8 protein-coding genes are annotated in these 7,789 nt (G+C 66.0%); 6 read left to right on the top strand and 2 right to left on the bottom strand.

The features are described from left to right. The first annotated feature begins 221 nt into the window (after nucleotides 1–221). On the top strand, nucleotides 222–731 hold the full coding sequence (locus DIE22_RS15495) for a DUF1269 domain-containing protein (RefSeq protein WP_124499498.1): 510 nt from the start codon (nucleotides 222–224) through the stop codon (nucleotides 729–731). Nucleotides 732–861: 130 nt separating this feature from the next. Here the strand turns inward: DIE22_RS15495 and DIE22_RS15490 are convergent, their stop codons facing one another. Further along, nucleotides 862–1,485, bottom strand: coding sequence for a lytic transglycosylase domain-containing protein (locus DIE22_RS15490; protein WP_124499606.1), 624 nt, complete (start codon nucleotides 1,483–1,485; stop codon nucleotides 862–864). Between the two features lie 531 nt (nucleotides 1,486–2,016). Here DIE22_RS15490 and DIE22_RS15485 point away from each other — a divergent pair. Then, nucleotides 2,017–2,790, top strand: coding sequence for a response regulator transcription factor (locus tag DIE22_RS15485; RefSeq protein ID WP_124499499.1), 774 nt, complete (start codon nucleotides 2,017–2,019; stop codon nucleotides 2,788–2,790). Between the two features lie 13 nt (nucleotides 2,791–2,803). Here DIE22_RS15485 and DIE22_RS15480 read toward each other — a convergent pair whose 3' ends face one another. After that, nucleotides 2,804–3,922 (bottom strand): ATP-binding protein, encoded by a 1,119-nt coding sequence (locus DIE22_RS15480; protein WP_124499500.1) that lies wholly within the window; start codon nucleotides 3,920–3,922, stop codon nucleotides 2,804–2,806. Between the two features lie 712 nt (nucleotides 3,923–4,634). Between DIE22_RS15480 and DIE22_RS15475 the strand changes: the two genes are divergently transcribed. The 4 genes from DIE22_RS15475 to DIE22_RS15460 all read left to right on the top strand — a co-directional run bounded on the left by DIE22_RS15475 (nucleotide 4,635) and on the right by DIE22_RS15460 (nucleotide 7,788). Next, entirely contained in the window at nucleotides 4,635–5,207 is a 573-nt protein-coding gene (locus tag DIE22_RS15475) for an SCO family protein (protein WP_409410194.1), read from the top strand. A gap of 25 nt (nucleotides 5,208–5,232) precedes the next feature. Then, nucleotides 5,233–5,907: a response regulator transcription factor gene (locus tag DIE22_RS15470; protein WP_124499501.1), complete on the top strand. Its 675-nt coding sequence runs from the start codon at nucleotides 5,233–5,235 to the stop codon at nucleotides 5,905–5,907. 214 nt (nucleotides 5,908–6,121) lie between these two features. After that, entirely contained in the window at nucleotides 6,122–6,538 is a 417-nt protein-coding gene (gene gspG / locus DIE22_RS15465) for a type II secretion system major pseudopilin GspG (protein ID WP_185640619.1), read from the top strand. A 47-nt stretch (nucleotides 6,539–6,585) separates the two neighbouring features. Further along, nucleotides 6,586–7,788 carry a type II secretion system F family protein gene (locus tag DIE22_RS15460; RefSeq protein WP_124499502.1) on the top strand — a complete coding sequence of 401 codons (1,203 nt, stop codon included), beginning with the start codon at nucleotides 6,586–6,588 and terminating at the stop codon, nucleotides 7,786–7,788. Nucleotide 7,789: the final 1 nt, after the last annotated feature.

Below are 7,789 nucleotides of genomic sequence, written 5' to 3'. Positions count from 1 at the left end.
GCGCTCACGGGCCTGCTCGTGACGACGTTCGCGTTCCTCGGCGTCAACATGTTCCTGTCCGGGCTGCACAGCTACGGACAACTCTGAAGCGCGTGCGGCGTGCCTACCGTGTTCTACCCATGCACTTCGGCGGGCATTACCCCTACAAGCCGGAGGCATGCCGGGCAAGAATGTCCTGACGAGCATCGCCGCATTGCGGGTGTGACGTAGGAGGAACTGCCATGAGACGTGTCTATTTCCTGGTGCCGACGGCGCACTGCGCGCAGTCGGTCGTCGGCGAACTGCTGTCGCTTCGAATCGAGTGGCGGCATATCCATTGCATCGCGAATCACGATGTCTTGCGCGACGGCTTGCCGGAAGCGACGCTGGTGCAACGCAGCGACCTTTTGCCGTCGCTCGCGCGCGGCACCGTCGTCGGTTTTGCGACCGGCATGCTGCTGGGGCTGATCCTTCTGGTGTTCCCGCCCGCGGGTTTGCCGATCGGCGGCGGCGTCGTCGTGGCGATCACGCTGTTCGGTGCGGCCTTCGGTGCATGGGTGGCGACGATGATCGGCGTCGACATGCCCAGCACGCGCCTGAAGCGCTTCGAGGACGGCATCGAGCACGGTGAACTGCTGCTGATGATCGACGTTCCGACCGACCGCGTTCACGAGATCGAGGACACGATCAAGCTTCACCATACGGATGCGCATCTGCAGGGAGAAGACCCGACCGTCCCGGCCTTTCCATGAACCGTCGGCCGGCCGAACGCCGGCGCGCTACGCGTTGCCGGACGCCATCGTTTCATGGCGCCGGGCAACGCGTCGTGCACGCGACGCAGGCGGCATTGCCGCGTGCAGGCCGCCGCGAGTCTCGCGTGTTTCAACTCGCGGCGAGCAGCCGTTTGTAGCGCGCGAGCACGCGCGGCACGTACTCGCGCGTCTGCGGCAGCGACGGGATGCGATACCCGGCCCGAATCACGGCGTTCTCTCCGGCATTGTAGGCAGCGAGCGTGAGCTCGACGTTCTCGTTGAACAGGGTGAGCAGGAAGCGCAGATACCGTGCGCCGGCCAGCACGTTGTCACGTGGATCGAACATGTCGCCGCCCGAGAAGCGCCGCGCCGTTTCCGGCATCAACTGCATGAGCCCGAGCGCGCCTTTGTCCGATACCGCCTTCGGGTTGTATCCCGATTCGACGTCGATCACGGCGCGCAGGAGTTCGGGCGGAACATTGAACGCCCGACTCGCCTCGGCAATCACGTCCGCGAACGACGACGCGACAGCCCGTTTCGGCATGGCCCGCTTCGTCGCGGATTCGGCCGGCCGGGCGGCCGCGACGATCACTTTCAGATTGGCCGTGCCGGGCACGTTGGTCAGGACGATGACCCCGTTGCTCGCCACCGTGCCGAAGATCTGCGCGTGTGCGGCGCATGACCATGCCGAGCCGAATCCCACGCATGCGGCAATGACGGTCTCGCACAATCCGGATGAACGGCGGCGGTGCATATTGATGGCCTCCTGCATCTGCATTGTCGTGGCCGGGTCATCGCATCGACAATGGGGCACCCTCCTACACTTCGATGCCGGACGAGACGCCCCGCGGCGGCGCTGCAAAACTGTTACACAAGTAATCGCCGGTAGCGGGCGGTAATCCGATGAAGTTGACAATCCTTACGCGGACCGGTTGTTTTCTGCTCAATGCAACCGTTGTTGCAGAAGAAATCGTTTCCTGTCATGCGGAAGCGATCGGATAGTCCCGCCATCCGTAGTCCTACGGATGCGACGCGCACGCCCAATCGATTCAACCCTGCAACATTCCCGCCATTGCGCGACGTTTCCGCAGGCATGTGCCCGGCGCGGGCGCTGGCACGCGGCGCGGTGGCGCGAACCTTGCTCGGACGACGGGCGTGGCCAGTCGCTCGCGAGGCGGGCCACCAGGCCGGACCGAGGAAAGCATCAGAAAAAGCGTCCGGCACCGTGCAATCGGGGCATCGAGGTCCGATGTGGTGCAAGCGCGGGAAAACTTGGGGGGGAGTCGTGAACACCAAATATCGCGTGATCATTGCAGAGGATCACGATCTGCTGAGAAACGGGCTCCGGTCGATGCTTTGCGCACAAGGCGAATACGAAGTCGTCGGCGAAGCGCGGGACGGCAAGGAAGCATGCCATCAAGCCATGACGCTCGCGCCGGATCTGATCCTGATGGATCTGTCGATGCGCGGGATGAACGGCATCGATGCGAGCGCGACGATCAAGCGTCGAACGCCGGCCATCCGGATCGTCGTGCTCACGGTGCATCAGAACGAGGAATACGTGCGCGAGGCACTGCGCGCGGGCGTCGACGGCTACGTGCTCAAGGACGTTTCGTTTGACGAATTGCTGCTCGCGATGCGCATGGTCATGCAGGGGAAGAAGCACCTGAGTGCGGATGTGTACGGCTACATGGTCGACTCGTTCGTGACCGGTCGCGAAATGCCCGCGCCGAAAAAGGCCTGGGACATCCTGACCGCGCGCGAACGCAGCGTACTGAAACTGATCGCGGAAGGGCGTACCAACCGGCAGGTCGGCCAGTACCTGAACCTGAGCCCGAAGACGATCGAGAAGTATCGGGCGAGCATGATGCACAAGCTCCATCTCGCGAATCTGACGGAGCTGGTGCTCGTCGCGATGAACATGGGGCTGTTGACCACGCTGGCGGCGAAATGCGCGGAACCGAACGTGGACGACGTGCCGGCGCACCCGGTCGTCGACGGAGGGGCAGACGCAGTCGCGCGGCTGGACGACTATCCGGCAGGCAGCGCGAAGCGCTGAGCGCGGCTGCAGGTCAGAGCGGCCAGGTTGCCGAGACCCGCGTACCCGTCGTGGCGGACGACCGGATCGCAAACGTGCCGCCGTGCGACTCGATGCGGTGCTGCATGCCGATCAGCCCGAGCCCCGCCGCGCGCGCGTCGTCCGTCGAAAGCGGGTGACGCTCGTAGCCGACACCGTTGTCGTCGATCGTCAGCAGCAGGCCGCCCGCGTCGTGTTGCAGGCCGATCAGGATTTCGGTGGCCTGCGCATGCTTGACGACATTATGCAGCGCCTCCTGCGCGACCCGGAACATGTCCGCCTTCAGATGATCCGGAATGTCGTCGTCGTCGACGTCGCAATTGAACTCGACCGACAGCTGGTTCGCGTCGCGCTCGATGTGGCGGCACAGCGAGGCGAGCGCGGCCGGCAGCCCGAGCCTGTCGAGCATGGGCGGCTTCAGTTCGCCGCAGATCTGGCGCACTTCGCCGATCGTCTCGCGGATCCGCAACACGGCGACGTCGAGCAGATTCGTCGCGTCGACAATCTCGCCGCGGCGAATGCGCATGAGCGCGTCCTCATTCATCAGCTTGATGAGTGTCAGTGCCTGGCCGAGCCCGTCGTGCAATTCCGCGGCAAGCCGATGTCGTTCCTTCTGCTGGCCCATCAGCAGATACGTGTGGCGGGCATGCACGCCCGCATCGTTCGCCGCGGCGCCGCGCCGTTCGGGCTCGGGCGTCGACGGTTCCTCGAACAGCGTCAGCGACAGGTGTGTGTCGGGAAGCGCCTGCTGATGTACGACGAATCGCGCGGGATGGCCGCTTCGCCCGCTGAGCATCGCCGTGAACGAATGATGCTGAAGGGCGGCGCTCGTGGACAGTTCGTTTGCCAGCTCGGCGTGGGCGTCGTCGGGCGCCAGGTCGAATAGATGCAGGCCGACGAGTTCGGCGGTCCTGTACCCGAACAGCGCCGCGGCACTGCGATTCACCGATACGAAGGTGCCGTCGTCGGCAAGTATGGCGAGCGCCGCGCCACGTGCATCGGTGACGATAGCGGTGCGGCGATCGTCGGGACGAAGCGCACTGCGCAGCTTGCGCATCGCGTCGATCAGATCGAGCAGCCTGATCCGTGGCCCTTCGGGCTGGCGTTCAGTCATGGTGGCTCCCGAGGCGCAGTTTTCAGGAAACCGTAAAGTTTCGATCATTCTAGGACGTGACCGACTCGGGCCGCAACATGGGGATTTCGCGCGTCCGCCATAGGGAAATACCTGCCGCGTGCAGTGGGGAATCCTGGCAAGCGGGCATGTCCTACCGGCCTTTGGGGGGCGTCATCCCATGACGCTCGCGATCAGATTCATGACACTGCATTGGCGGGGCGCGGAATTGTCCGCTGTCTGGGCGCGTGTCAGGGAGGCTGGTATGAACAGGATCGCAAGATCGACGATGGGCGCGTTCGTGGTCGCGGGCGTCGCGCTTGCCGCGACGCCCGCGTGGTGTGTGACCGATGGCGGCGCGATCGAGAATGCCGGCGGTGCGGTCGCCGAGAATGCCGTCGAGAACGCCGCCGCGAACGCGAGCGTCACGGAGAATGCCGCGCCGGATGCCAGCGCGAGCATGATGGGAAAGGACATGCAGAACGGTGTCGACAATCCCGTCACGAACGCCGCCGACAGCGCCGACGGGAGTGCCGCCGACAGCGCGGCGACGCACACCGCGGAGCACCCGACGGAGCCGGCTACCGAGCCCGCGATGCAGCCCGCCGCGGAGCATGCGACGGAGCCGGCTGCCGAGCCGGCGACGCCGCCCGCCACGGAGCCTGCCACCGGAACCCCCACGGAGCACGTACCGGCCGCACCCACCGAGAGCGCGGTGAGCAAAGCCGACTCGCCCATGACCGAGGGGGCGACCGAAGCCGCCGGCATGCACATGCATCACGCCGTGATGCCGGGCACCGTGCACACGATGGTCGAGTATGCCGCGCCGTCGGTCCAGCTCGTGCGCGACGACGGTCAGGCCGTCTCGCTGGTCAAGGAACTGGACGACGGCCGGCCGGTGATCCTGACGTTCATCTACACCAGTTGCACGACCATCTGCCCGATGATCAGCCAGACGCTCGAGCAGCTGCAGGGCGAACTCGGCGCCGACCGCGACAAGGTGCACATCATGTCGATCTCGATCGATCCGGAGGCGGACACGCCCGAGCGGCTCAGGACCTACGCGGCACGCTTCGGTGCAGGCCCCGAATGGCAGCACTACACCGGTACCGTCGATGCGAGCGTCGCGGCGCAACGCGCGTTCAACGTGTATCGCGGCGACAAGATGAACCACACGCCGGTGACGTTCGTGCGGGCCGCGCCGGGCCAGCCGTGGCTGCGTATCGACGGCTTCGCGACGCCGACCGAGCTGCTCGCCGCCTATCGAGACGTCGTTGCGTCCAACTAGCGCGTCTCTGCAAGGAGCGTCGAAATTGGAGAACAAGCATCGTGTGCTGATCGTCGAGGACCAGCATCTGTTGCGAGTCGGCCTGAGTCATCTGGTTGCCGAGCTGGCCGACTACTGCATCGTCGGCGCGGCGAGCGGCGGGGTCGAGGCCTGCCGTCTCGCCGAGAAGACGCGGCCCGACCTGATCCTGATGGATCTGTCCATGCCGGGCGGCAGCGGCTTCGAAGCGATCGCGACGATCAAGCGCGACGTGCCGCATGCGCGGATCATCGTCCTCACGGTTCATCACAGCGAAGACAACGTCAGGGAAGCGTTTGCCGCCGGCGCGGACGGGTACGTGGTCAAGGATTCACCGTTCGCCGACCTGGTTCGCGAGATGCGCTTCGTGATGCAGGGCAAGTGCGTGGTCAGCCTCGACGCGTATCGGGCCCGCGCCGGCCTGCACGGGCTGCGCGACGCGAACGTGCACAAGGCGCGATTGTGGAATGCGCTGACGAATCGCGAGCGCACGGTGTTGCGCCTCGTCGTCGAGGGGCACACGAGCCGGCAGGTCGGCGAGTGCCTGAAGGTCAGTCCGAAAACGGTGGACAAGCACCGTGCCAATCTCATGCGCAAGCTCGGCATCGCGAACCTGACCGGCCTGGTCCACTTCGCGATCGACATCGGCGTACTCGCGCTGAACGACGACGACCATATGTGAACACCCTCCATCGCGGCATGGCCCAACTGGGGGGGATTTACCCATGGGGATGGACGGCACTCCCTACTTCTGACGCGTACCGGCGTGAACAAGAATGCAGTCAACGGCATCGGCAGCGCTGATGCCGCGGGTCGATACAGGGGGGGGAGCCGTGAGCCATGAATCGTCGATCCCGACCGGCGGGCCGGGTCAGCGGCAGCGTGACGAACGACGCGTGTGCCGCGCGTGCGCGAGCCGCGGCTTCACGTTGCTCGAGCTGCTCGTCGTGATGGTCATCATCGGCTTGCTGGCAGGGCTCGTCGCGCCACGCTATTTCGAACAGGTCGGCAAGTCGAACGTGAAGATCGCGCGTGCGCAGATCGTGTCGCTCGGCCAGGCGCTGGATCAATACCGGCTCGACGTCGGTGCCTATCCGACGACGGAGGAGGGGCTGGATGCGCTCGTGAACAAGCCGCAAAGCGAGTCGCGGTGGAGCGGCCCCTATCTGCAGAAGGCCGTACCGGTGGATCCGTGGGATCGGCCCTATCAGTATCGTTCACCGGGCGAGCACGGCGACTACGACCTGTTTTCGCTCGGCAAGGATGGACGCGGCAGCGGTACCGGCGAGAACGTGACGATCTCGTCGTGGTAGGGGGCGGCTGCCGCGCGCGTCGCGAGCAGTCCGCAAGGAGAGTCGACGTGAAATTCGTGCTGCGGGTATTCGATACGAGTGGCTCGGTACAGACGCTTCGCATCGACAGCGATTCGCCGGCGAACGCCGCATCGCTCGCGCGAGCGCGCGGCCTTCGCGTCGTCTCGGTCAGTACGGACGCCGGGCGGCAGCGGCGCCGCGCGACCCGGCTCGGGATGCCGGGGGCGCGGTTCGACGTCGACATGTTTGCGCGCGAGCTGGCGGCGCTGCTCGATGCGGGTGTCGGCCTCGTCGACGCATTGCGCACGCTCGGTGGCAACGCGCGGCGCGAAGCGTCCGCACAGGTGTGCCGCGACCTGCTGCGGCATCTCGAGGAAGGGCAGTCGCTGTCGGCGGCGCTCGAGCACGCGAGCCCGATCTTTCCGCCGGTGCTGGTGGCGTGCGTGAGGGCGAGCGAGCAGACCGGCGGCCTCGCCGACAGCCTGACGCGCTATTCGCTCAATAGCGCGACGCTGCGCGAGTTGCGCGCGCGGGTGGTGGCGGCGGCGATCTACCCGACGGTGCTGCTGTTCGTCGGTGCGGCCGTCGTGCTGTTCCTGCTCGGCTTCGTAGTGCCGCGCTTCGCGACGCTGCTCGAACACAGCGGGCGCGAACTGCCGCTGATGTCGCGGCTGCTGATGGCGTGGGGCAGCATGGTGCATGCGCACGGCGCCGAGCTGGCCGGGTGCCTGGCGGTACTGGCGGTGGCCACCGGTATCGCGCTGCGGCGTCCGGCACTGCGAATCTGGCTCGCGGACCGTCTGCTGGCGCTGCCCGGCATCGGGCAACACTTCCGCGTGTTTCGCCAGTCGCAGTTCTATCGCACGACGGCGATGCTGGTCGACGGCGGCATTCCCGCCATTCGTGCGTTCGAGCTCGCGCGCGGCCTGGTCGGCCGCGCGGACCAGGCCGCGCTTGCGCGCGCGCTGCAGCAGGTCCGCAATGGCGTGAAGATGTCCGATGCGTTCCAGCAGGCCGGTCTGGCGAACGCGATCGGCTACCGCCTGCTGACGGTGGCCGAAAAAACCGGCGGGCTCGGGCCTGTCCTCGACCGGATTGCCGCGTTTCAGGAAGCCCAGGTGTCGCGCACGATCGACCTGATTTCGCGCCTGATCGAGCCCGCGATGATGATCGTGATCGGCGTGGTGATCGGCGGCATCGTCGTGTTGATGTACATGCCGATCTTCGAGATCGCGTCGAGCATTCAGTAGG

This window comes from Burkholderia sp. Bp9142 (assembly GCF_003853415.1).
Lineage (GTDB): Bacteria > Pseudomonadota > Gammaproteobacteria > Burkholderiales > Burkholderiaceae > Burkholderia.
The sequence above is the reverse complement of the archived record's forward strand: the minus strand, read 5'-3'. Positions and strand labels throughout refer to the sequence as shown.